This is a genomic window from Bradyrhizobium sp. Ai1a-2 (genome assembly GCF_000426245.1).
In the GTDB taxonomy this organism is placed as follows: domain Bacteria; phylum Pseudomonadota; class Alphaproteobacteria; order Rhizobiales; family Xanthobacteraceae; genus Bradyrhizobium.
In genome coordinates this window covers 66,647-87,957 of sequence record NZ_AUEZ01000028.1, presented here as the reverse complement: position 1 = coordinate 87,957, position 21,311 = coordinate 66,647, and the positions used below count along the sequence as shown (strand labels likewise).

Here is a 21,311-nt window from a genome sequence, read left to right as displayed (position 1 = left end):
CGGGCGGTTTCACCGAGGTGAAGGCGAGCACGGCGGGGAGAGCATCCAAGTCAGCATGGAGCAAGTATCATGAAGGCACTCGTCTTCGAAGGACCCGGAAAGAAAGCCCTCGTGCAAAGGCCGAAGCCGGCGATCGAGGCGCCCGGTGACGCGATCGTGCGGATCGTGAAGACCACGATCTGCGGCACCGACCTGCACATCCTCAAAGGCGACGTTCCGACCTGCACGCCGGGGCGTATCCTTGGACATGAAGGTGTCGGCGTCGTCGATGCGATCGGGGCCGGCGTGACGGCGTTCAAGCCCGGCGACCGCGTGCTGATCTCCTGCATCTCCTCCTGCGGCAAATGCGACTATTGCCGACGCGGCATGTATTCGCAGTGCCGCACCGGCGGCTGGATCCTCGGCAACAAGATCGACGGCACGCAGGCCGAATATGTCCGCACGCCCCATGCCGACACCAGCCTCTATCACCTGCCGGAAGGCGTGGACGAGGAGGCGCTGGTGATGCTCAGCGATATCCTCCCAACCGGATTCGAGTGCGGAGTGCTGAATGGCAAGATCGCTCCAGGTGCTACGGTCGCCATTGTCGGCGCGGGGCCGGTAGGACTGGCGGCGCTGCTCACGGCGCAATTCTATTCGCCGGCCGGGATCATCATGATCGATCTCGACGACAAGCGGCTCGCCATCGCGCGCCAGTTCGGTGCGACGCAAACCATCAACAGCGGCGACGGCAAAGCCGCCGAGCGCGTCAACAAGCTGACCGGCGGCAGCGGCGTCGACACCGCCATCGAGGCCGTCGGCATTCCCGCCACTTTCGAGCTCTGCACCGACATCATTGCGCCCGGTGGCATCGTTGCCAATGCCGGGGTCCATGGCGTCAAGGTCGATCTCCATCTGGAGCGGCTGTGGTCACAGAACATCTCGATCACCACGCGCCTGGTCGACACGGTCTCGACCCCGATGCTGCTCAAGACAGTCGCCTCGAAGCGCATCGAGCCAAAACGGCTGATCACGCATCATTTCAAGCTCGACCAGATCATGGACGCCTACGACACCTTCTCGCGCGCGGCCGAGACCGGCGCGCTGAAGGTGATCCTCGAGGCTTGATAAGGCTGAAGCGATACTGGAAGAATAAAAATAAACGTCGGGGACAAGGTGAGGGTAGTTATGACGCAAGCCAGACGTCGCAACATCATGGTGCTGGGAGGCCTGTGCGCGCTCGCACTAGCAGCGGCGCCGCAGCGGGCGCTCGCCGATGCCGGTGGCCTTAGCTTCTGGCTTCCCGGAACGTTTGGCAGCCTCGCTGCGACCCCTGTCACGCCCGGATGGTCCTATGCGACCATGTACATCCATCTGCAGCAGAACGCCGGCGCGGGAAGGGAGTTCGTCACCAGCGGGGGTGCGCGCGGGTCTGTGGTCGCCGGCCTCAATGCGCACGCGGACGTCCTCGTGCAAGGTGTGACCTACACCTCAGCGCTGCCTGTCTTTGGCGGTCAGGCGGCTTTCACCGTGCTCGCTGCACCCGGGAATGTGGGAGTTGGAATCGACGCCACGCTGACGGGTCCGCGAGGCAACACGATTTCTGGCGGCAAAAGCGATAATCGTACGACCCTATCAGACGTGTTCTATCAGGGCACGCTCAAATGGAATCAGGGCGTCCACAACGAGATGGTCTACATCGCCGGCAATATTCCAAGCGGCACGTATGACCCGGATCGCCTCGCCAACCTGAGCTTCGGCTTCGCCGCAACCGATGTCGGCGTCGGATATACTTATCTGGATCCGAAGACGGGGCATGAATTCTCCATCGTCGGAGGACTGACCTACAGCACCACCAATCCGTTCCTGCAATACAAGAACGGCATTGACGCTCATATCGATTGGGCCGCCTCGCAGTTCGTCAGCAAGAACGTGCTGGTTGGTGTGGCCGGCTATTACTTCCAGCAGCTCACGGCGGACAGCGGTGCCGGTGCGAATCTCGGCGCCTTCAAGGGAAGTGCGGTCGGCATCGGTCCGCAGGTCGGCTTTCTGTTTCCGGTCGGCGACGATTATCAGGGCTACCTGAATCTGAAGGGATTCAAGGACCTCGCCGTCGAAAACCGCCCCGAAGGATGGACGGCCTGGCTGACCTTTGCGATCTCGCCCAAGGCGCCGGAGCAGCCGGCCCCTGTGAAGCCGATCGTGCGGAAGTATTGAAATGCTCGCCTAGTCGGCTGGCCATCAACGGTTACGTTTGGCTTGCGCCGAATATTCCGCAAGACGCCGCCATTTCGCGGCGGAGTATTGCCGATTGTACTGTGCCACGCCCCAGCCGGCTGCTCCGTCCAGGAAGCCCAGGCGCAGGACGTAGACCTTCAGGAAGGCGGCCAGGCCATGCAAGGGCGCAGCGAAGGGGCCCGCGCGGCGTCCTCGGGCGTTCATCTGCTGTGCCGCGGCCCGGGAATAGCGGTCGATCTTGTCCTGTGCATCGGACCATGATTCGATCGAATCATGCTCGACGGTGACATCGATCCGCCGGATGGGTCCGTCCACGATCAGCCCCTCGTGGACCAGGTCATCGGAAAATCGGGCCTGTCCGCGCTGGAACAGGCGGACGACGTAGTCGGAGGACCAGCCTCCGAACCTCAGCGCCTTGCCGCAGAAACGCGATCGCCGCAGCGTCTGGTAGGCGGCAGGCGCGTCGGGCGCATCGATGGCGCTCCTGATCTGGTCGCCAAATTCCGGCTCGATCCATTCGTCGGCGTCGAGCGACAAAACCCAGTCACCTTGCGCGAGCTCGAGCGCGCGGGTCTTCTGCGGCCCGTATCCCGGCCAATCCGACGTCACCACGACACGTGCGCCGCTCTCGCGGGCGATCTCCACGGTGCGATCGGTGCTGCCGCTGTCCACCACGATGATCTCGTCCGCATCGACCGAGCGCAGGCACCGCGCAATGCAGTGCTCTTCGTTCTTGGTGATCACGATCAGCGACAGCCTCGGCATGCCGTCACCCCGCAAATGGTTCGGCCTGCCTGGATGAGGATGCGACGCCACCGTTCGTTGCTGGTTTGATCCAGAGGATGTCGGTTTGGTCTTCGATGCGACGCAGATCCTCAAGCTCAGCCCTGACGGCCTTGGACGACTTCCCTGCGAGTTGATGCGGGACAAACCCAGCCGCAAGCAGCCGATCGACCATCCCTTCAACCGACAGATCGCCGTCGCGGCTCAGCTCCGGCGAGTATTCGGTGATGACGGCATCGGCTCGCGCGAGAGTCTTCACGGCGCCTGCGAGAACTGCGGGCTCGAAGCCCTCGACGTCGATCTTCATCAACAGCACCCTATCCTGCGCCAAGCCAAGGACCTCGAGCGCGGAATCGACGTCGGTCAGCGGGACCACGCGCGAGCCCAGGCCATAGTTCTTGATCAGCGAGTGGCGCCCATTGTTGGACCTTTTGTAGCGGTGCAGGTGCGCGCGCCCGACGGCGGCTCCAACCGCGCAAGGATAGACAACGACCTTGTCGATATCGTTGATCGTGAGATTGCGATCGAGCAGCCAGGCGTTCGTGGCATCCGGTTCGAATGCCACCACGGTGGTGACGGAGGCGTGCTGAGCGGCATGCACCGCGTGCCAGCCGAGATTGGCGCCGACGTCCACGACGATGCCCTTCGGTTGATTTTGTAGGTATTCGCTGATCCAGTCAGTCAATTGCGGTTCAAACCGGCCATATTTTGCGATGTGACGGCCGATGACGTCGCGGCACTGGACGATGAAACGCAGTTTCGACCCCGCCGCATAGGTCTGGAAAGACGTGCCTTGCGGCATCATCCAGGCGAGCAGGAGCTTCATCGATTGGAGTGGTCTGGGTATTCGGCGCATATTCTCGTATCTCGACGTCGCGACCTCTTCGGGAGGAGATCGTGCGTACAAAGTGGGTAAGCCAAAGTCCAGATGCCGCCAAACGCTTCATCGTCGGCTTCGTGAGCCAGGCGGTTCAGGGGGTGTCGGTCCTGCGAAACACGCTGAACTGGAACGACTGCTCGGCGCCCCATGGCGTCGCATGCCGATGTTGCCGCCGATCGGTCAGCTGGAACGCAGGGCCCAGGATCCGGCCGAGGCCCTCCGCGTCGTAGCGCACGACAGGCAAGCCGCTGCAGCGCTCCGGTCCGTCCAACGCAAAGGTGGCGATGATCGCGTGGCCTCCGGCCTTCAACGCCTGCTTCAAGCGCTTTACATAGGCAGCGCGGTCGTTCTCCCCGGTCAGGAAGTGGAAAGCCGCACGATCATGCCAGATCTCGTAGGTCCTTGATGGCTCCCACGTCGTTATGTCGGTGACGATCCAATCGACCTTTGCAGCACGGTCTCCAAGACGGCTCCTGGCAACCTGCAGCGCCGCTTCGGACACGTCGAGCACGGTGACGTCTTCAAATCCCTTGTCGATGAGATCATCGACCAAACGTGAAGCGCCGCCGCCGATGTCTATGATAGGGGAGGCGCGCGTCGCCCCGACCTGCATGATCAATTCGATTGAAGGAGCTGGGTTCTCCTGAAACCAACTGACTTCGTTCTCGGCCTTTTTGCTATAGACGTCCTGCCAATGGGCGTGTCGATCCTCGCTTTGCATGGCTTTGCTCCGCTGATCCAAGGTTATTCACTGCATGGCTGTTCCGCCTATCCTCGACAACAAGCATTCGTCCACGCCGTCAGTGTTTACTCCGGCGGCCCTGCTGCGGGAAGCGCGGCGACAGAAGCGGCTTTCGACCGTGGACGTGCCGGCGGTCTGCATTCTCGACCCTGACGGGGACCTGGTGCGCCAGTTGCGGAAGACGGGCGCGGCAAGGTCCTTCCCCGGTTGGCCCTGTTACCACACGGAACTTGACACGTTCTCGCTCGCCGGACGCGAAGTCGGGATTGTGGGCCGGGTGGTCGGCGCGTCCTTTGCCGTGCTTGTGGCCGAGGAACTGTTCGCCAGCGGCTGCAAGTTGCTCGTGAGCCTGACCTCGGCCGGGCAGGTCGTTGCGGCAGGGGAGCCACCCTATTTCGTCGTGATCGACCGCTCGCTGCGCGATGAGGGCACCAGCTACCACTATGCACCTCCATCCGAGTTCGCAGATGCCGACCACAACATCGTGAAGATCGCAGCGACGGCGCTTGCCCGGACCGCGTTGCACAGCGTTGTCGGCGCAAGCTGGACCACCGATGCTCCCTTTCGGGAAACCGCAGAGGCGATAGCAGCCGCTCGGGCCAAGAACATCCTCGCGGTCGAGATGGAAGCGGCGGCGCTTTACACCTTTGCGCGCTCTGCAAACCTGCCGGTGCTCTGCCTCGCCCACGTCACCAACACGATGGGCCTGAACGGCGATGATTTCGAGAAAGGCGAAGCGGACGGCACAAACGATGCGCTGACGGCGCTTGCGGCCGTGATCGCCGGCCTGTGCAGCGAAGGCCGGCTTGAGGGCGTTGCCGAAGTCACTGAGTAAACCCGGTTGCGCGGGTGCGGCGGAGCGCAACCCGGGATATTTGTACGAGCGGTGGCGAACGGCCCCCGGGTTGCGCTGGCGCTCTACCCCGGCTGCGGCGCTGCTTCCAAATCATGCCTGGCGGCGATCACTCGTCGGGAAACAGCAGCGACTCGTAGTCCCGCGCGCCGTGAAGGACATGGATGACCTCTATCGCGTCGACGCCGATGCGATAGAAGATCAGGAAGCGACCGAACGGGCGTCGCCGAATGCCGAACTTTTCGTAGCGCGGCACCAGCGGATAGGCACGCGGCCCGTCAGCCAATGATTCGCAGCGCCGTCGAAGCTCGCGGATGAGGTTGAGCGCACTCGTGGGGCTTTGCACGGCGACGTAGGTTGCGATCTGCTCGAGATCGGCCTCAGCTTCTGCGGTGATGACAACGATCACTTGCGTTCGGGATTGGCTGCCAACTTTGCTTCCAGACGATCGAATACCTCAGAGCTTGTCTTAACTCGACCGGCGTCTACGTCTGAGAGACCCCGCGCGATGGATGCGTCCAGCGCCGCCAGTCGTACCTCGCGCTCCTGAATGAGCCGCACGCCCTCGCGCAGAACTTCGCTTTTGGAATGGTAACGGCCCGACTCCACGAGCCTGTTCACGAAGCGCTCAAGCGCTTCACCCAAGTCCGCACTCACTGCCATGAGGGCCTCTCCGCTTCGTCACTATCCACCAATAACTATTATTAGCTGACCTGCCGTTCAAGACGTCTGGTTTCCCGCTCGGCGCGCTCATGGAACGGTAAAAGTATGCCAAATGGCTCATTTTATTGCGATTCAAGCGCCTTGTTCCGCTCGCCTCTCTGCGCCATGGAGGCTAGTGTCGCGCCTCGAATCGAGCTTTTTTGACCCGAGGCACGCTTTCATGACCATCCGCCTGCACCGCGGCGATTTGCCGGATTTGTCCCGCTACAAGGATTCCGTCGCCATCGACACCGAGACCATGGGGCTCAATCCGCATCGCGACCGTCTCTGCGTGGTGCAGATGTCCAATGGCGACGGCACCGCCGACGTCGTGCAGGTGCCGACGGCATCAGCCGATGCGCCGAACCTCAAGGCGCTGCTCGTCAATCCGAACATCCTGAAGATCTTCCACTTCGCACGGTTCGATCTTGCGGCGCTCTTCAATGCCTATGGCGTGATGCCGACGCCGGTCTACTGCACCAAGATCGCCTCCCGCCTCAGCCGCACCTATACCGACCGCCACGGGCTGAAGGACCTGGTGCGCGAGGTGCTCAACGTCGAACTGTCGAAGCAGCAGCAGTCGAGCGACTGGGGCGCGCCGGCGCTGAGCGAGGCGCAGCTTGCCTATGCTGCATCCGACGTGTTGCATCTCCACGCGCTGCGCGAGAAGCTCGACGCGATGCTGGCGCGCGAGGGTCGCACCGAACTGGCGAAAGCCTGTTTCGAATTTCTGCCCACCCGTGCCCGGCTCGATCTCGGCGGCTGGGAAGCCGAGGACATTTTTGCCCATTCATGAACCTGTCCGAGCCGGGCGCTTGACAAGGCGTCCGGCCGCCCCGTTTCGGTCACACTCGTAACGCGAGTGTGCGGCAGCCGCGACGCGAGGTCCCGGCTGCGCAATCCGGCGGTCCCGGGTAGAATGTGAGCCAATGCCAGACCTCGCGCCCTTGGAGCAGCGGTGAATTCGGTCCAGACCCCAGCCTACCTAGCCGGCCTCGAGGCGCGCTTTGCTGCCGCCGAACGCCACAGCCGGATGGTGCGGATTCTGCGCATCGCGGTCCCAGCGGCAGTGGTGCTGTCATTGCTCGCGATCGTTGGGGTGTCGGTCTTCAATCCGTTCCGCATGCTGCTGCCGAAGCTGCCGGTCGACATGGGCAACCTGGTCGTCTCCGGCACCAAGATCACGATGGAATCGCCGCACCTCGCAGGCTTCTCCACCGACCAGCGTCCGTACGAGCTCTGGGCCAAGGCGGCGGTCCAGGACCTCACCGACCCCGATCATGTCGAACTCCAGACCCTGCGCGCAAAGATGCTGATGGAAGACCGCACCACGGTGACCCTGGATGCGCGCACCGGCTTGTACGATAGCAAGCAGCAGCTGCTCGACCTGCGCAAGGATATCTTCCTGCAATCGTCGACCGGCTACGAGGCAAAGCTGTCGCAAGCCTTTGTCGATATGAACAAGGGCACGGTGACCTCGGACGAGCATGTCGACGTCAAATTGCTGAACGGCACGCTGACCGCCGACAAGCTCCGTATCTACAATAACGGCGAGGTCGTGCGCTTCGAAGGCAATGTCGTGATGAATTTGATCATGGATAATCCGCCGGCGCAGGCTGAAGCGGAGCCGGCGCCCGCACCTGCGCCGCCGCCGCCATCACAGAAAACGCGCTCGGGCTCAAGCAAATCCGCCAACACGAAATGATCTTCATGAAGCTGTTTTCTTCGCGCGGTGTTGCAACGGCGGCTTTCGTGCTCGCGATGATCGCGCCGGGTTCGGTGCGCGCGCAGGGCGCGGTCTCCGGCGTGCCCAATGCCATGCAGGGCTTTACCCAGAATCGCGACCAGCCAATCCAGATCGAAGCTGCGGCGCTCGAGATGCGCGACAAGAAAAAGGAAGCGACATTCTCGGGCAATGTGAAGGTGGTACAGGGCGACACCACCATGACGTCGAAGACGCTCGTCGTGTTCTACGAATCGAGTTCGGGACAGGGCACGCCGCCGCCGTCGAACGCCAAGGGCGCAAAATCGGCGCCGATGCAGTCAGCTCAGCCGGGGCCCGGCGGCAGCTCGTCGATCAAGCGGCTGGAGGCCAAGGGCAATGTCGTGGTTACCCAGAAAGACCAGGTCGTCACCGGCGAGACCGCGATCTTTGACACCAAGGCCAATCTGATCACCATGCTGGGCGGCGTCGTGCTGACACAGTGCAAGAACGTGCTGCGCGGCGACCGGCTGCTGGTGGACATGACGACCGGCGTCTCGCGCGTGGAATCCGACAGCGGCAGGGTGCAGGCGCTGATCCAGCAGGGACAGGGCGGGCAAGGCGGCGGTGGCCAGGGGGGCTGCCCGCCGCAGCCCGGCAGCCCATCCGGCGGACCGTCGTCGTCTTCCAGTAAGGCTAAATAAATCAATGCCTTACTGAATATCTTGAAACGGCGAGGTTGAAGCCGGCGTGGCAAGACTCTATCTAGGGCAATAATCCGGAAAAGTGGGAACCGGTTTTCCGAAAAAGAGTGGACGTCCGGTGGTGGAGCGCGCCTGGGGTGGGCGAGTGGTTCCGCAGGACAAGGGCATCCATGCATTCAAGGTTCGCGAGCGAATTAGACCGCGGGCGTAGTCCCCGGGGACACCGTGAAAGGCTGGCGAAGCGGGATGGTGGACATATTCGGCATGTTCCGAAGGCGCCCTGCGAAACGCAGTTCAGGCTTCGCGCGTTCGCGTGAGGATATCACTGCGGTCGAGGATTCCTTTGGCGAGATGCTGACAACCTCTGTCCGGGATACGCCACCGGTGGCGCGTGCCGCCTCGATGCCAGGCCTTGAATTGCCGCATCCGCAGACGGTGCCCGACCCGTCCAGCGAGGCGAGGCCGCGTTCGCGCGCCGCCAAGCCCGCCAAGGCGCCTGACAAGGCCGCTGCCAAAACCAATGGCGCCAACGCCCCGCGCCTGATCCGGCGCCCGGGATATCTGGCTGTGCATAGCGTGGAAAAGAGCTTCGGCAGCCGCCAGGTCGTGCGCGGCGTCAGCATCTATGTCCGCCGCGGCGAGGCGGTCGGTCTGCTCGGCCCCAACGGCGCCGGCAAGACCACTGTGTTCTACATGATCACCGGCCTGATCAAGGCTGATCGCGGCGCCATCGAGCTCGATGGTCACGATGTGACGAAGCTGCCGATGTATCAGCGCGCCCGCCTCGGCATCGGCTATCTGCCGCAGGAAGCCTCGATCTTCCGCGGACTGTCGGTCGAGCAGAATATCCGCGCGGTGCTCGAGGTGGTCGAGCCCTCGAGGAAGAAGCGCGAGGCGGAACTCGACGCGCTGCTCGACGAATTCAACATTACGCGATTGCGAAAGACACCGTCGATCGCGCTATCCGGTGGCGAGCGTCGCCGCGTCGAGATCGCCCGTGCGCTGGCGACGCGGCCCAATTACATGCTGCTCGACGAGCCCTTCGCCGGCATCGACCCGATCGCGGTCGGCGACATCCAGGATCTCGTCCGTCACCTGACCAATCGCGGTATCGGAGTGTTGATCACCGACCACAATGTGCGGGAAACGCTCGGTCTGACCGACCGCGCCTATATCGTTTACGCTGGCGAAATCTTGACGGAAGGCAGTCCGGATGAGATCGTCAACAACCCGGATGTCCGCCGGCTTTACCTTGGCGAAGAATTCCGCCTCTAGCCCTTATTTCCGATCCGTCAAGCCGTGTACATCGGCCTTGGACTAGGCTAAGCAAGAATCGAGCCAACTTCCATTTGGACCGTTCTTGCCTCCATGGCACTGACCCAGAGACTAGAGTTCCGCCAGTCGCAGTCGCTGGTGATGACGCCGCAGCTGATGCAGGCGATCAAGCTGCTGCAACTGTCCAACCTGGATCTCTCGGCCTTCGTGGAAGAAGAGCTGGAACGGAACCCGCTGTTGGATCGCGCCAGCGACGGACCCGAACCGCCGGTGGCCGGCGAACCCGCCGTGGAGCGGTCGGAGTTTTCCGAGGCTGACGGTTCCAGCTACGCCGACGAAGCCGGTGGCGAGGCGGCGAGTTCCGGAGACGGATTCGAATCGGGCCAGGAAGAATGGCTGAACCGCGATCTCGGCAGCCGCACCGAGATCGAGCAGACGCTCGATACCGGCCTCGAAAATGTTTTCTCCGAGGAGCCGGCGGAGGCTGCCGAGCGCGCCGCGAAAGACGCGGCTCCGACCGCCTATACGGAATGGGGCGGCGGTGCTTCGAGCGACGAGGATTACAACCTCGAAGCCTTTGTCGCTGCCGAGCTGACGCTTGCCGACCATCTCGCCGAGCAGCTTGCGGTCGCCTTCTCCTCGCCCGCGGAGCGCATGATCGGGCAGTATCTGATCGATCTCGTCGACGAGGCCGGCTACCTGCCGCCGGACCTCGGACAGGCCGCGGAGCGGCTCGGTGCGCCGCAGCACGATGTCGATGCCGTGCTTTCGGTGCTGCAGAAATTCGATCCCCCAGGCGTCTGCGCGCGAAACTTGAGCGAGTGCCTTGCAATCCAGCTGTGCGAGCTCGATCGTTACGACCCGGCGATGCAGGCGCTGGTGGAGCACCTCGATCTCCTCGCCAAGCGCGATATCGCGTCGCTGCGGAAGCTGTGCGGCGTCGACGACGAAGACATCACCGACATGATCGGCGAGATCCGCAGGCTCGATCCGAAGCCGGGTCTGAAGTTCGGCACGTCGCGGACGCAAACCATGGTGCCGGACGTCTATGTACGGCCGGGGCCGGATGGCGGCTGGCATGTCGAGCTCAATAGCGACACGTTGCCGCGCGTCCTGGTGAACCAGACCTATTATGCCGAATTGTCGAAGACGATCCGGAAGGACGGCGACAAGTCCTACTTCACGGATTGCCTGCAGAACGCGACCTGGCTGGTGCGCGCACTTGATCAACGCGCCCGTACGATCCTCAAGGTCGCAACCGAGATCGTTCGCCAGCAGGACGGCTTCTTCACCTATGGCGTGGCGCATTTGCGGCCGCTCAACCTGAAGGCCGTGGCGGATGCGATCCAGATGCACGAATCGACGGTGTCGCGTGTGACCGCTAACAAATATATGGCGACCAATCGCGGCACTTTCGAACTGAAGTACTTCTTCACGGCCTCGATCGCTTCCGCCGACGGCGGCGAGGCGCATTCGGCCGAAGCCGTGCGGCATCACATCAAGCAACTGATCGACGCCGAATCTCCCTCCGCGGTCCTCTCCGACGATACGATCGTGGAACGATTGCGCGCATCGGGCATTGATATCGCCCGCCGCACCGTGGCGAAGTATCGCGAGGCGATGAGAATTCCTTCCTCGGTGCAGCGCCGCCGCGACAAACAGAGCATGCTTGGACACGCCCTTTCAGCACCTGCTTCCTCTCCAGACCGGCCGCGCGATACCGCACCGGTGTAATTGCGTTCGCGTTAAATCGCGCTAGTCTTGGTACCCCTCCGAACGATCGGGGGTTTCATAGGCATAGAGGCACGCAATGACCCTTCGAATCTCGGGAAAGAGCATCTCAATCGGCGAGGCGCTTCGCGCACGCGTGAGCGAGCGCACCGATGAGGTTCTGAAGAAATATTTCGACGGCAATTATTCCGGCCACATCACACTGAGCAAGGACGGCTTCGGTTTCCGCACCGACTGTGCGCTGCACCTGGATTCCGGGATCACGCTGGAAGCGGATTCGAACGCCGCCGACGCGTATGCCAGCGCAGATGCCGCGCTTCTGATGATCGAGAAGCGCCTGCGCCGCTACAAGAGCCGGCTGAAGGACCGCTCGGCCCGCAAGGCCTATGCGGCTTCCGCCGCCCTTGCCGAGCTCAACGGCGTTCCCCTGGATGCGCCAAGCTATGTGATCGAGGCGCCGGCAGAAGGCGATGGGGAGGTCACCGAATACAGCCCCGTGATCATCGCCGAGGCGACCACCTCGCTGAAGCGGCTGTCGGTCAGCGAGGCGGTGCTGGAATTGGACCTGACAGGCGCACCCTGCCTGGTCTTCCAGCACGGCGGTAGCGGTCGTGTGAATATCATTTACCGCCGCGCGGACGGCAATGTGGGCTGGGTCGATCCACCCGTGGTTAATCCATAATGGTTAGGCCGTTCCGCATTGACGAGCCCCTTGGCCGTCCCTATGGTCCGCGGCCCTTAAGCATAGGCTCAAGGGAACTGACCGGCGGGAGTTGGCACGGCTCGTGCCTTGGAGTAGAAGCCGCCGCATCGGGATCCGGGTCGAAAAGCCGCTTCCCGATTCATCTTCTTGACGCCTGCGCCTGACAACCTATTTCGCAACTTGACGGTTCACTTCACCTCGGAACGCCCCATGACGATTACCGATCTGGTCGCACCCGAGGCGATTCTCCCGGCGTTGAAAGTCATCAGCAAGAAGCAGGCGCTGCAGGAGCTCGCCGCGCGGGCCGCAACTCTTACGGGGCAGAACGAACGTTCGATCTTCGAGGTATTGCTGCAGCGCGAGAAGCTGGGCACCACGGCAGTCGGTTACGGTGTCGCCATTCCCCACGGTAAGCTGCCGAAGCTGGAAAAGCTGTTCGGCCTGTTCGCGCGCCTGGAGCGTCCGATCGACTTCGAGGCGATGGACGGCCAGCCGGTCGACCTGATTTTCCTCTTGCTCGCCCCGGAAGGCGCCGGCGCCGACCATCTCAAGGCCCTGGCGCGCATCGCGCGCCTGTTGCGCGACCAGGACGTCGCCAAGAAGCTCCGCGCCTCCCGCGACGCACAGGCGATCTACTCGGTGCTCGCCCTGCCGCCGGCAAGCGCGGCCTAGTCGTCATCTGCGAAGCGCATACTGGCTTTGCCGGCATTTCGGTGCTCGTGATACAATTCGCTGCATGACAAGAGCTGAAGCATTGAGGAAGTTGCGAAGCCAGGCGGACGCCATCAAGGCGCTGGGGGCGACGTCGCTCTATCTGTTCGGTTCGACGGCTCGCAACAAAGCCAATGCGAAAAGCGACGTCGACCTGTTTATCGATTATGATCCTCGGGGCCGCTTCAACGCCCTGGATTTGGTGGCCGCCAAGCGACTACTTGAGGAGAGCCTTGGCGTCGAGGTCGATTTGACCACGCGCAAGGGACTCCATCCGCTCATCCGAAAACAGATCGAAGCTTAGGCGACGCGGGTTTTCTGAATGCCCACGCGTTCCCCCTTTGCTGCGGATCCATGACATGCTCGAAAGCATCCGTGGCATCGAGAAGGCGTTGGCCGGCAAAACGATACGCGACTATGAGCGCTCCTGGTTGCTCCGCTCTGCGGTTGAACGTGGCAAAGAGATTATTTCCGAAGCGAGCCGCCATCTCGGCAACGAGTTGAAGGCGCGGCATAAGGATGTGCGTTGGAAGGACATTGCCGGCATCGGCAATATTCTGCGGCATGATTATCAGCGGGTGGACGCTGCAATCATCTGGAAAGCCGTCAAAGACGATCTCCCCCCGCTTAAGGCAGCGTTGCTTGAACTCCGGGAGTCCTTGAAATAGCGCCGGAAATAGCGGCGAAGCGGCCCAGAAAAAATACGCGGGCTTGCCCCCATCAGAGGACTTGCCCGCGCATTCGAATTCGTTTCGGTCGCGGTCAACCCGCCGGCGTCAGTGGACGCTGACAGCCTGCAGCTCGTTGCTCCAGGCGTTTGCGATCGCGGCTTCCCGGCTATCGGTCAGCATGATCGGCGTGCCATCGGCGGCATGGAGCGCAAAGAGTTTGAGTCCCGGCGCGATCTTGGGCGCCTGGGGAAAGAGATCCGGAACATCCTCGGAACGGACCTGCTTCACATAGGCGATATGACCCTCGCCCATATGGGCCAGCGCCTCCGGTGAGACGCCATCGCGTTCTAACGTCGTACTTGCTTCACTCATGGTCTCGACTCCTCTGTCGATTAAGCGGTCGAGTCCGCTCCTCGTTCCATTATTCGTGCTCATTGATCGCGATTGTCTTAATGACCCTTTCAGGTTCCGGCCTGGCCAGGTCGACCGACAACAGCCCGTTCTTCAGATCCGCGCCCAGCACCTGCATCCCCTCCGCCAGCACGAAAGTGCGCTGGAAGTGGCGCGCGGCAATGCCGCGATGGATGTATTGCCGAGCCTTGTCCTCCTGCTGGCGGCCCCGAATCACGAGCTGGTTTTCCTCAACCGTCACATCGAGTTGGTCGCGGGTAAACCCCGCCACCGCCAGCGTGATACGCAGGCGCTCGGGCTGGCCGTTGGACCGGTCAAACCGCTCGATATTGTATGGAGGATAGCCGTCGGCGCCTTTCACGACGCGATCGAGCGCACGCTCGATTTCGTCGAATCCCAAAAGGAACGGACTGGACAACGATGGAACACGAGACATCCCAAAGCCCTCTCGAAGCGACTTTGAGGGGCCCTTGCGGCACCCCATGCAACCGATGAGCCTCTTGCCCTCCGGTCATAGGCGAATATGGGGTCGATTCGTGGAGGGTTCAAGCGCCTCTGGAATCAGGATTAATCGGCCCAATTGCCAGCCCAGACGCCGTCATTCCGGGGCATCGCGTAGCGATGAACCCGGAATCCGGAGATTGCGAAGCGAGATTCCGGGTTCCCGCTGCTCGGGCCCCGGGATGACGAGCGAAGAACCCCGATCCGAGTCTCAGCCGACCCGCTTCCGGCCGTCGGCGGTGAACAGGTGCAATTTGTCGCGAGGAGCAACCGCCCGGATCCGCTGGCCGATCGCAGGGCCGGCCGTCCCGGGAACCCGGACGATGACCTCGCCCGGCGGCAGTTCGCCGGGGTTGGCCGCCACGCCCTGTTCCTCGCGCTGGCGGGTGCCGTAGACGAAGGTCTCGGCACCGACATGCTCGATCGCTTCTACGGTGAGGCCAAGCGCAATGCCGCCGGGGACCGGTTCGTTCGCGATCACAAAGTCCTCAGGCCGGATTCCGACAATGCCGGCCTCGCTGGCGCTGATGTCGCCGGCGAGCTGCGACCTGAGCTCGTCGGAAGCCAGCGGCATCAGGTTCATCGGCGGTGCGCCGATGAAGGCGGCGACGAAGGTGGTCGCGGGCCTCTGGTAGATTTCGAGCGGATTGCCAATCTGCTCGACCAGGCCGCCGTTCATCACGACAAGGATATCGGCGAGCGTCATCGCCTCGAGCTGATCGTGGGTGACGTAGATCGAGGTCGTGTTCAGCCGGCGCTGCAATTTGCGGATCTCGACACGCATCGCGATGCGCAGCTTGGCGTCGAGGTTCGACAATGGCTCGTCGAACAGGAACACTTTCGGCTGCCGCACGATCGCCCGCCCCATCGCAACGCGCTGGCGCTGGCCGCCGGAGAGTTGCCGCGGCTTGCGGTCGAGCATCGCGGCAAGCTCGAGGATGCGCGCGGCTTCCTCGACGCGCGTCCTGATTTCCGCCTCCGGCATGCGGCGGTTGCGCAGGCCATAGGCCATGTTGTTGTAGACACTCATATGCGGATAGAGCGCGTAGTTCTGGAACACCATGGCGATGTCGCGATCGGCGGGCTCGATCCGGTTGACCACGCGGCCGCCGATGTCGATCTCGCCGCCGGTGATGGTCTCCAGGCCCGCCACCATGCGCAGCAGCGTGGACTTGCCGCAGCCGGACGGTCCGACCAGTACGCAGAACTGGCCGTCGCCGACCTCGAAATCGATGCCCTTGATCGCTTCGAAACCGCCCGGATAGGTCTTGCGGACATTGCGGAGCGTGACGTTAGCCATGTCGAGCTCCGCCCGCGCGAATGGCGAGTAGCGAATGGCGAATAGGGAAGGGAAGAGAGCGGAGCCTGCACGGTCCACCACTCGCTACTCTCCATTCGCTATTCGCCATATTCACTTTTCCGTCTCCACCAGTCCGCGCACGAACAGCTTCTGCATCACCACGACCACGAGCACCGGCGGCAGCATGGCGAGCACGGCGGTCGCCATCACCACGGGCCATTCGGTCAATGCATCGGTGGTGGTGATCATCTTGCGGATGCCGATCTGGATCGTCTGCATGTCGTCGCGCGTGGTGATCAATAGCGGCCAGAGATATTGATTCCAGCCGAGGATGAAGAGGATGACGAACAGCGCCGCCATGTTGGTGCGCGACAACGGCAGCAGGGTATCCCAGAAGAACCTTAGAGGCCCGGCGCCGTCGATGCGCGATGCCTCGAGCAACTCCTCGGGTACGGTCATGAAGAACTGGCGGAACAATAGTGTCGCCGTGGCGGACGCGATCAGCGGCAGCGCGAGGCCGGCATAGCTGTCGAGCAGACGCAGGTCGGCGACGATCTTGTAGGTCGGATAGATCCGCACCTCGACCGGCAGCATCAGCGTGATGAAGATCATCCAGAACATCGCCATCCGGAACGGAAAGCGGAAATAGACGATCGCATAGGCCGAGATGATCGAGATCGCGATCTTGCCGAAAGCGATCAAGAGCGCCATCACCAGAGAGTTGAGCAGCATCGTGCCGACCGGCTCCCGGGTCGATCCGCTCGTGCCGACGAAGATGGTCTGGTAGTAGGTTTGCAGGAAGTGTCCGCCCGGCAACAGCGACATCTGGCCGTTGGCGATGACAGCATTTTCCTGGGTGGACGCGACGATGGCGAGATAGACCGGAAACGCGACAATCGCGATGCCGATCCACAGGATCGCATGCGCGACGTAGCGCTGGATGCCTTCCTCCTCGACCATCAGTAGGTCACCTTGCGCTCGACGAAGCGGAACTGGATCGCCGTGAGGCCGACGACGATGATCATCAGGATCACCGATTGCGCCGCGGAGCCGCCGAGGTTGCCGCCGAGCAGGCCGTCGACATAGACCTTGTACACCATCGTCTCGGTGGCCTTCGCCGGTCCGCCGCGCGTCATCGTGTCGATAATGCCGAACGTGTCAAAGAAGGCATAGACGATGTTGATGACGAGGAGGAAGAAGATGGTCGGCGACAGCAGCGGGAAGGTCACCGTCCAGAACCGCCGCATCGGGCGCGCCCCGTCGATGGCGGCGGCCTCGAACACGCTTTTCGGGATGCTTTGCAGGCCTGCCAGGAAGAACAGGAAGTTGTAGGAAATCTGCTTCCAGGCGGCGGCGAGAATGATCAGGAGCGCGGCCTGGTTGCCATCGAGCAGCGGATTCCAGTCGATGCCCATGCCGCGCAGTCCGCGCGCCAGGATGCCGAGCGAAGGGTGCAGCATGAACACCCAGAGCACGCCGACCACCGGAGGGGCGACAGCATAGGGCCAGATCAGGAGCGTGCGATACAGCGTGCCGCCGCGCAGCGGCTTGTCGGCCATGACAGCCAGCAGCAGTGCCGATGACAGCGACGAGAACGCGATGGCGAAGGAGAACACGAAGGTCCTGACCACCGCCGCCCAATAGTCCGGCTGGCTGAGGATGTCCTGGTAGTTCTCAAACCAGACGAAACTGGTCGAGAGCCCGAACGCATCCTGGAGCAGGAAGGACTGCACAACCGCCTGCGCTGCCGGCCAGTAGAAGAAGATCAGGACGATCGCGAGTTGCGGCGCGACCAGCGCGTAAGGCAACAGCTTCGACTGGAAAACCGACTGCTTCTGCATGACACCCCAAGCGAAGCGGGTCGCATCATGCGGCCCGCCTGATCCTCAGCGCACGATAGTCGTGATTGTAGCCCGGATGGAGCGCAAGCGTAATCCGGGGCAGTCGATCCGCGGCGAAGATCTCCCGGATTACGCTTCGCTCCATCCGGGCTACGTGGTGTGAGTGTGACGCCAGAGTTCAACGCACAGCGGTTTTTTCAAACTGCCTGAGCATCTGGTTGCCGCGCTCGACGGCGGCATCGAGCGCCTGCTTGGCGGTCTTCTTGCCGGCCAGCGCCTGCTCGATCTCTTCGGCCCAGATGTCGCGAAGCTGGACCATGTTGCCGAGGCGCAGGCCGCGTGAATTCTCGGTCGGCTCCTTGTTGGTGAGCTCCTTCAGCGGGGTCTCCAGATAGGGCTGGTCCTTGTAGAAGCCCTCCGCCTTCGCCTTCTCGTAGGCCGCCTTGGTGATCGGAAGATAGCCGGAGGCCTTGTGGATCTCGATCTGGCGGTCGGTGTCCGAAAGGAAAGCCAGGAACTTGGCGACGCCCTTGTATTCCTCGGGCTTCTTGCCGCCCATCACCCACAGTGAGGCGCCGCCGATGATCGAATTCTGCGGCGCGCCCTTGGCGTCGGAGTAGTAGGGCATTGGCGCGTTGGTCCAGTTGAACTTGGCCTGCGACTTCACATTGCCGAAGAAGGCCGACGAGGTCAGGAAGATCGGGCATTCACCCGAGGTGAAACGGCCCTCGCCGGCGTTGGTGCGGCCGGAATAGTCGTAAGTCTTGTCCTTCTGCAGCTCGACCAGATTTTCCAGATGCTTGACCTGCAGCGGTCCGTTGAACTGCAGCACGGTGTCAAAACCGTCGAGCCCGTTGGCCTTGCTGGCCAGCGGCACGTTGTGCCAGGCCGAGAGCTGCTCGAGATTGACCCAGGTGGCCCAGGCGTTGGAGAAGCCGCAATTGGTGTAGCCCGCGGCCTTCAGTTTTTTCGCCGCATCGAACACGTCCGGCCAGGTCTTCGGGATCTCTGCAATATCAGCCTTCTTCAAGGCGTCGAGATTGACCCACATTACGGTCGACGACGAGTTGAAGGGAAAGGACAGCATCTCGCCTTTCGAGGTCGAGTAGTAGCCGGTGATCGCGGGCAGATAGCTGTTGGGATCGAATTTCTCGCCGGCTTCCTGCATCAATTTGTAGACCGGCTTGATCGCGCCGGTTGCCGCCATCATGGTGGCGGTGCCGACCTCGAAGACCTGCATGATGTGGGGCGCGTTGCCGGCGCGGAACGCGGCGATACCGGCGTTCATCGTATCAGCATAGCCGCCCTTGTAGGTCGGAACGACCTTGTACTCGCTCTGCGACGCGTTGAAGTCATTGGCGAGCTTGACCACGACATCGTTGTTGCCGCCTGTCATGGCGTGCCACCACTGGATCTCGGTCACCGCAAATGCCGGCGAAGCGCCGAATGCCAGTGCGACCGCGATTGCTGCTGCAGCGCCGAACTGTCGAAAAGCCATCAAACCCCTCCCGTTAAGCCGCCATGTCCGTCGGTTGCGCTAGCAGCGCGGAATGACGTGCAAATGACCTATAAGCGAAGATCATGGCACCGGGGAAGCCTGCGAAAGGTAGAAACGGCCAACGGCGCCGGTGGCGGCGCCCCGAATGCCGGGGGCCCGTCACCGAGGCGACCCGTTGCCGCAGCTCGGATCAGCGTTTCCGCTCGGGCCCGCAGACCACGCCCTTGGCGACCAGCGCCTCGACTTCCGCCTGCGAGTAGCCGAACTCGCCGAGCACTTCGGTGGCGTGCTGGCTGAACTTCGGCGGAGTGCGGCGCAGACTGGGTTTGGTGCGTTCGAGCCGGACCGGCGAGGCGACGCCCTTGTACCAATCCTTCTCGATGATATCGCCACGGTAGATCGTGTGCGGGTTGGTTAGCGCCTGGTCGATCTTCTGCACTGGGCCGGCCGGCAGGCCGGCGGCGAGCAGGCGGTTGCACAGCGGCTCGGCCTCGTACTGGCTGAACACCGCGGCGAGCTCCGCGCGCAGCGCGTCGCGGTTGGCGATGCGGTCCTTGTTACGGGCAAAGCGCGGATCGGTGCCGAGCTCGGGCTTGCCGATCTCCTTGCACAATTTGCGGAAGGTGCCGTCATTGCCGACGCCGATGAAGATGTTGTCGGTCTTGGTCGGGAAGATCGCATACGGCACGAGATTCGGATGCTCGTTGCCGGTCAGGCTCGGCGGCTTGCCGTGCATGAAGTAGTTGGCCGTGTGCGGATGCATGATCGCAAGGCCGGTCTCGTACAGCGTGGTCTCGAGGAACTGGCCGAGGCCGGAGCGCTGCCGCTCCGACAGCGCCATCAGGATGCCGATCGCCGCATAGAGTCCGGTGGTGATGTCGACCAGCGGCACGCCGATCCGCATCGGGCCGCTCTCCGGCGAGCCGGTGGCGGCGATCATGCCGGTCATCGCCTGGATGATCGCATCATAGCCGGGATTGCCACCGCGCGGGCCGTCGGCGCCGAAGCCGGAGATCCGGCAATGCACCAGCCGCGGGAATTTCGCGCGCAGCACATCGTTGCCGATGCCCCATTTGTCGAGCGTGCCCGGCTTGAAATTCTCGATCAGCACGTCGGCGCCTTCGAGCAGCTTCATGAGCACGGCCCGACCGCCTTCAGAGGCGAGGTCGAGCCCGATCGAGCGCTTGTTGCGGTTGATGCCGACGAAATAGGCCGCGTCTTCTTCATGGAACGGAGGGCCCCAGTCGCGGACTTCGTCGCCGGCGGGCGGCTCGACCTTGATCACGTCGGCGCCGTGGTCGGCGAGGATCTGCGTGCAATAGGGGCCGCCGAGCACGCGCGTCAGATCGATCACGCGCAGGCCGGCCATCGCGCCTGCGACCGCTTCTGAACTCATGGGAAACCTTCGCTCAAGTCAAACAGATGGAGGGTTTGACCAGAGCTAGCGGTCTTCGAACGCCGCGGCAATGGCTTATCGCGCGTGGGGGCATGCCGCAGCACCGATCGCGACGCGAATAGCCCGCCAGGTACGGCGGGCTATTCCGCCGTACGGATTACACCACGTTCAGGCGCACATCGACATTGCCGCGCGTGGCGTTGGAATAGGGGCACACCTGGTGGGCCTTTTCCACCAGCGCCTCGGCATCCGCGCGCGCGAGCCCGGGCAGTGAGATATCGAGCGCGATATCGAGGCCGAAGCCGCCCTCGGAACGCGGTCCGATGCCGACCGTCGAGGTGACCGAAGCATCGGCAGGCACTTTCGGGCCGCCCTGCGAGGCGACGAACTTCATCGCGCCGATGAAGCAGGCGGCATAGCCGGCCGCAAAAAGTTGTTCGGGGTTGTTGCCGGCGCCGCCGCCACCACCGAGCTCTTTCGGGGTGGTGAGCTTGACGTCGAGCGTGCCGTCGATCGTTGCGGCGTGGCCGTCGCGGCCGCCGGTTGCCTTGGCGCTGGTCTTGTAGAGCACGTTTACGGACATGGGTGTCTCCCTCATCAACGGTTTCAACGCGGCTTATATTGCAGACAATTAGATTGCGCACAATATAAAAAGCATGGCCTCACATTTAATTGTTCTCAATTGAATGT

General features: G+C 62.6%; 25 protein-coding genes. 12 read left to right on the top strand and 13 right to left on the bottom strand.

The genetic code is table 11. The annotated features are described in order from the left end of the window. The first annotated feature begins 69 nt into the window (after window positions 1–69). Window positions 70–1,107, top strand: coding sequence for a zinc-dependent alcohol dehydrogenase family protein (locus K288_RS0119145; RefSeq protein ID WP_027581020.1), 1,038 nt, complete (start codon window positions 70–72; stop codon window positions 1,105–1,107). A 60-nt stretch (window positions 1,108–1,167) separates the two neighbouring features. Then, entirely contained in the window at window positions 1,168–2,196 is a 1,029-nt protein-coding gene (locus K288_RS0119140) for a transporter (RefSeq protein ID WP_027581019.1), read from the top strand. 24 nt (window positions 2,197–2,220) lie between these two features. On the opposite strand, the gene K288_RS0119135 is transcribed toward K288_RS0119140, so the two are convergent. The 3 genes from K288_RS0119135 to K288_RS0119125 all read right to left on the bottom strand — a co-directional run bounded on the left by K288_RS0119135 (window position 2,221) and on the right by K288_RS0119125 (window position 4,601). Then, entirely contained in the window at window positions 2,221–2,982 is a 762-nt protein-coding gene (locus K288_RS0119135; RefSeq protein ID WP_027581018.1) for a glycosyltransferase family 2 protein, read from the bottom strand. Window positions 2,983–2,986: 4 nt separating this feature from the next. After that, window positions 2,987–3,826 (bottom strand): FkbM family methyltransferase, encoded by an 840-nt coding sequence (locus K288_RS49635; protein WP_051334604.1) that lies wholly within the window; start codon window positions 3,824–3,826, stop codon window positions 2,987–2,989. Window positions 3,827–3,971: 145 nt separating this feature from the next. Beyond that, on the bottom strand, window positions 3,972–4,601 hold the full coding sequence (locus tag K288_RS0119125; protein WP_027581017.1) for a class I SAM-dependent methyltransferase: 630 nt from the start codon (window positions 4,599–4,601) through the stop codon (window positions 3,972–3,974). A 34-nt stretch (window positions 4,602–4,635) separates the two neighbouring features. On the opposite strand from K288_RS0119125, the gene K288_RS0119120 reads away from it, so the two are divergent. Further along, on the top strand, window positions 4,636–5,457 hold the full coding sequence (locus K288_RS0119120) for a nucleoside phosphorylase (protein WP_027581016.1): 822 nt from the start codon (window positions 4,636–4,638) through the stop codon (window positions 5,455–5,457). 127 nt (window positions 5,458–5,584) lie between these two features. On the opposite strand, the gene K288_RS0119115 is transcribed toward K288_RS0119120, so the two are convergent. Both K288_RS0119115 and K288_RS0119110 read right to left on the bottom strand, forming a co-directional pair. Next, complete coding sequence (locus K288_RS0119115) at window positions 5,585–5,884, bottom strand: type II toxin-antitoxin system RelE/ParE family toxin (RefSeq protein ID WP_027581015.1); 300 nt, start codon at window positions 5,882–5,884, stop codon at window positions 5,585–5,587. After that, window positions 5,881–6,138 (bottom strand): type II toxin-antitoxin system ParD family antitoxin, encoded by a 258-nt coding sequence (locus K288_RS0119110; RefSeq protein ID WP_027581014.1) that lies wholly within the window; start codon window positions 6,136–6,138, stop codon window positions 5,881–5,883. Before K288_RS0119110 ends, K288_RS0119115 begins: the two co-directional genes overlap by 4 nt. A 220-nt stretch (window positions 6,139–6,358) precedes the next feature. Between K288_RS0119110 and K288_RS0119105 the strand changes: the two genes are divergently transcribed. The 9 genes from K288_RS0119105 to K288_RS0119065 all read left to right on the top strand — a co-directional run bounded on the left by K288_RS0119105 (window position 6,359) and on the right by K288_RS0119065 (window position 13,671). Continuing rightward, complete coding sequence (locus K288_RS0119105; protein WP_027581013.1) at window positions 6,359–6,973, top strand: ribonuclease D; 615 nt, start codon at window positions 6,359–6,361, stop codon at window positions 6,971–6,973. Between the two features lie 162 nt (window positions 6,974–7,135). After that, window positions 7,136–7,882, top strand: a complete 747-nt coding sequence (gene lptC, locus K288_RS0119100; RefSeq protein ID WP_027581012.1) for an LPS export ABC transporter periplasmic protein LptC — start codon at window positions 7,136–7,138, stop codon at window positions 7,880–7,882. Window positions 7,883–7,887: 5 nt separating this feature from the next. Continuing rightward, complete coding sequence (locus tag K288_RS0119095; RefSeq protein ID WP_244443177.1) at window positions 7,888–8,583, top strand: LptA/OstA family protein; 696 nt, start codon at window positions 7,888–7,890, stop codon at window positions 8,581–8,583. A gap of 246 nt (window positions 8,584–8,829) precedes the next feature. Beyond that, entirely contained in the window at window positions 8,830–9,858 is a 1,029-nt protein-coding gene (lptB, locus tag K288_RS0119090; RefSeq protein ID WP_027581010.1) for an LPS export ABC transporter ATP-binding protein, read from the top strand. Between the two features lie 93 nt (window positions 9,859–9,951). Continuing rightward, window positions 9,952–11,592, top strand: a complete 1,641-nt coding sequence (gene rpoN / locus K288_RS0119085; protein ID WP_027581009.1) for an RNA polymerase factor sigma-54 — start codon at window positions 9,952–9,954, stop codon at window positions 11,590–11,592. 76 nt (window positions 11,593–11,668) lie between these two features. Further along, complete coding sequence (gene raiA / locus K288_RS0119080; RefSeq protein WP_027581008.1) at window positions 11,669–12,271, top strand: ribosome-associated translation inhibitor RaiA; 603 nt, start codon at window positions 11,669–11,671, stop codon at window positions 12,269–12,271. Window positions 12,272–12,502: 231 nt separating this feature from the next. Beyond that, window positions 12,503–12,964 (top strand): PTS IIA-like nitrogen regulatory protein PtsN, encoded by a 462-nt coding sequence (ptsN, locus tag K288_RS0119075; protein ID WP_027581007.1) that lies wholly within the window; start codon window positions 12,503–12,505, stop codon window positions 12,962–12,964. Between the two features lie 64 nt (window positions 12,965–13,028). Further along, window positions 13,029–13,307: a nucleotidyltransferase gene (locus K288_RS0119070; protein ID WP_027581006.1), complete on the top strand. Its 279-nt coding sequence runs from the start codon at window positions 13,029–13,031 to the stop codon at window positions 13,305–13,307. Between the two features lie 55 nt (window positions 13,308–13,362). Beyond that, window positions 13,363–13,671, top strand: coding sequence for a HepT-like ribonuclease domain-containing protein (locus K288_RS0119065; protein ID WP_051334609.1), 309 nt, complete (start codon window positions 13,363–13,365; stop codon window positions 13,669–13,671). 108 nt (window positions 13,672–13,779) lie between these two features. Here K288_RS0119065 and K288_RS0119060 read toward each other — a convergent pair whose 3' ends face one another. From K288_RS0119060 to K288_RS0119020, 8 genes are all read right to left on the bottom strand, one after another. Beyond that, a complete protein-coding gene (locus K288_RS0119060; RefSeq protein WP_027581004.1) occupies window positions 13,780–14,046 on the bottom strand; it encodes a DUF1150 domain-containing protein in 267 nt (88 codons plus the stop codon). Window positions 14,047–14,095: 49 nt separating this feature from the next. Next, entirely contained in the window at window positions 14,096–14,521 is a 426-nt protein-coding gene (locus K288_RS0119055; RefSeq protein WP_027581003.1) for an Hsp20 family protein, read from the bottom strand. Window positions 14,522–14,797: 276 nt separating this feature from the next. Next, window positions 14,798–15,886, bottom strand: a complete 1,089-nt coding sequence (locus tag K288_RS0119050) for a sn-glycerol-3-phosphate import ATP-binding protein UgpC (protein ID WP_027581002.1) — start codon at window positions 15,884–15,886, stop codon at window positions 14,798–14,800. A gap of 111 nt (window positions 15,887–15,997) precedes the next feature. After that, window positions 15,998–16,846, bottom strand: a complete 849-nt coding sequence (ugpE, locus tag K288_RS0119045; protein WP_027581001.1) for a sn-glycerol-3-phosphate ABC transporter permease UgpE — start codon at window positions 16,844–16,846, stop codon at window positions 15,998–16,000. Further along, window positions 16,846–17,727 carry a sn-glycerol-3-phosphate ABC transporter permease UgpA gene (ugpA, locus tag K288_RS0119040; RefSeq protein ID WP_027581000.1) on the bottom strand — a complete coding sequence of 294 codons (882 nt, stop codon included), beginning with the start codon at window positions 17,725–17,727 and terminating at the stop codon, window positions 16,846–16,848. Before ugpA ends, ugpE begins: the two co-directional genes overlap by 1 nt. 178 nt (window positions 17,728–17,905) lie before the next feature. Further along, window positions 17,906–19,225: a sn-glycerol-3-phosphate ABC transporter substrate-binding protein UgpB gene (ugpB, locus tag K288_RS0119030; protein WP_027580999.1), complete on the bottom strand. Its 1,320-nt coding sequence runs from the start codon at window positions 19,223–19,225 to the stop codon at window positions 17,906–17,908. 190 nt (window positions 19,226–19,415) lie between these two features. Beyond that, entirely contained in the window at window positions 19,416–20,621 is a 1,206-nt protein-coding gene (locus K288_RS0119025; RefSeq protein ID WP_027580998.1) for a CaiB/BaiF CoA-transferase family protein, read from the bottom strand. Between the two features lie 157 nt (window positions 20,622–20,778). Then, on the bottom strand, window positions 20,779–21,204 hold the full coding sequence (locus K288_RS0119020) for an organic hydroperoxide resistance protein (protein WP_027580997.1): 426 nt from the start codon (window positions 21,202–21,204) through the stop codon (window positions 20,779–20,781). Window positions 21,205–21,311 lie beyond the last annotated feature (107 nt).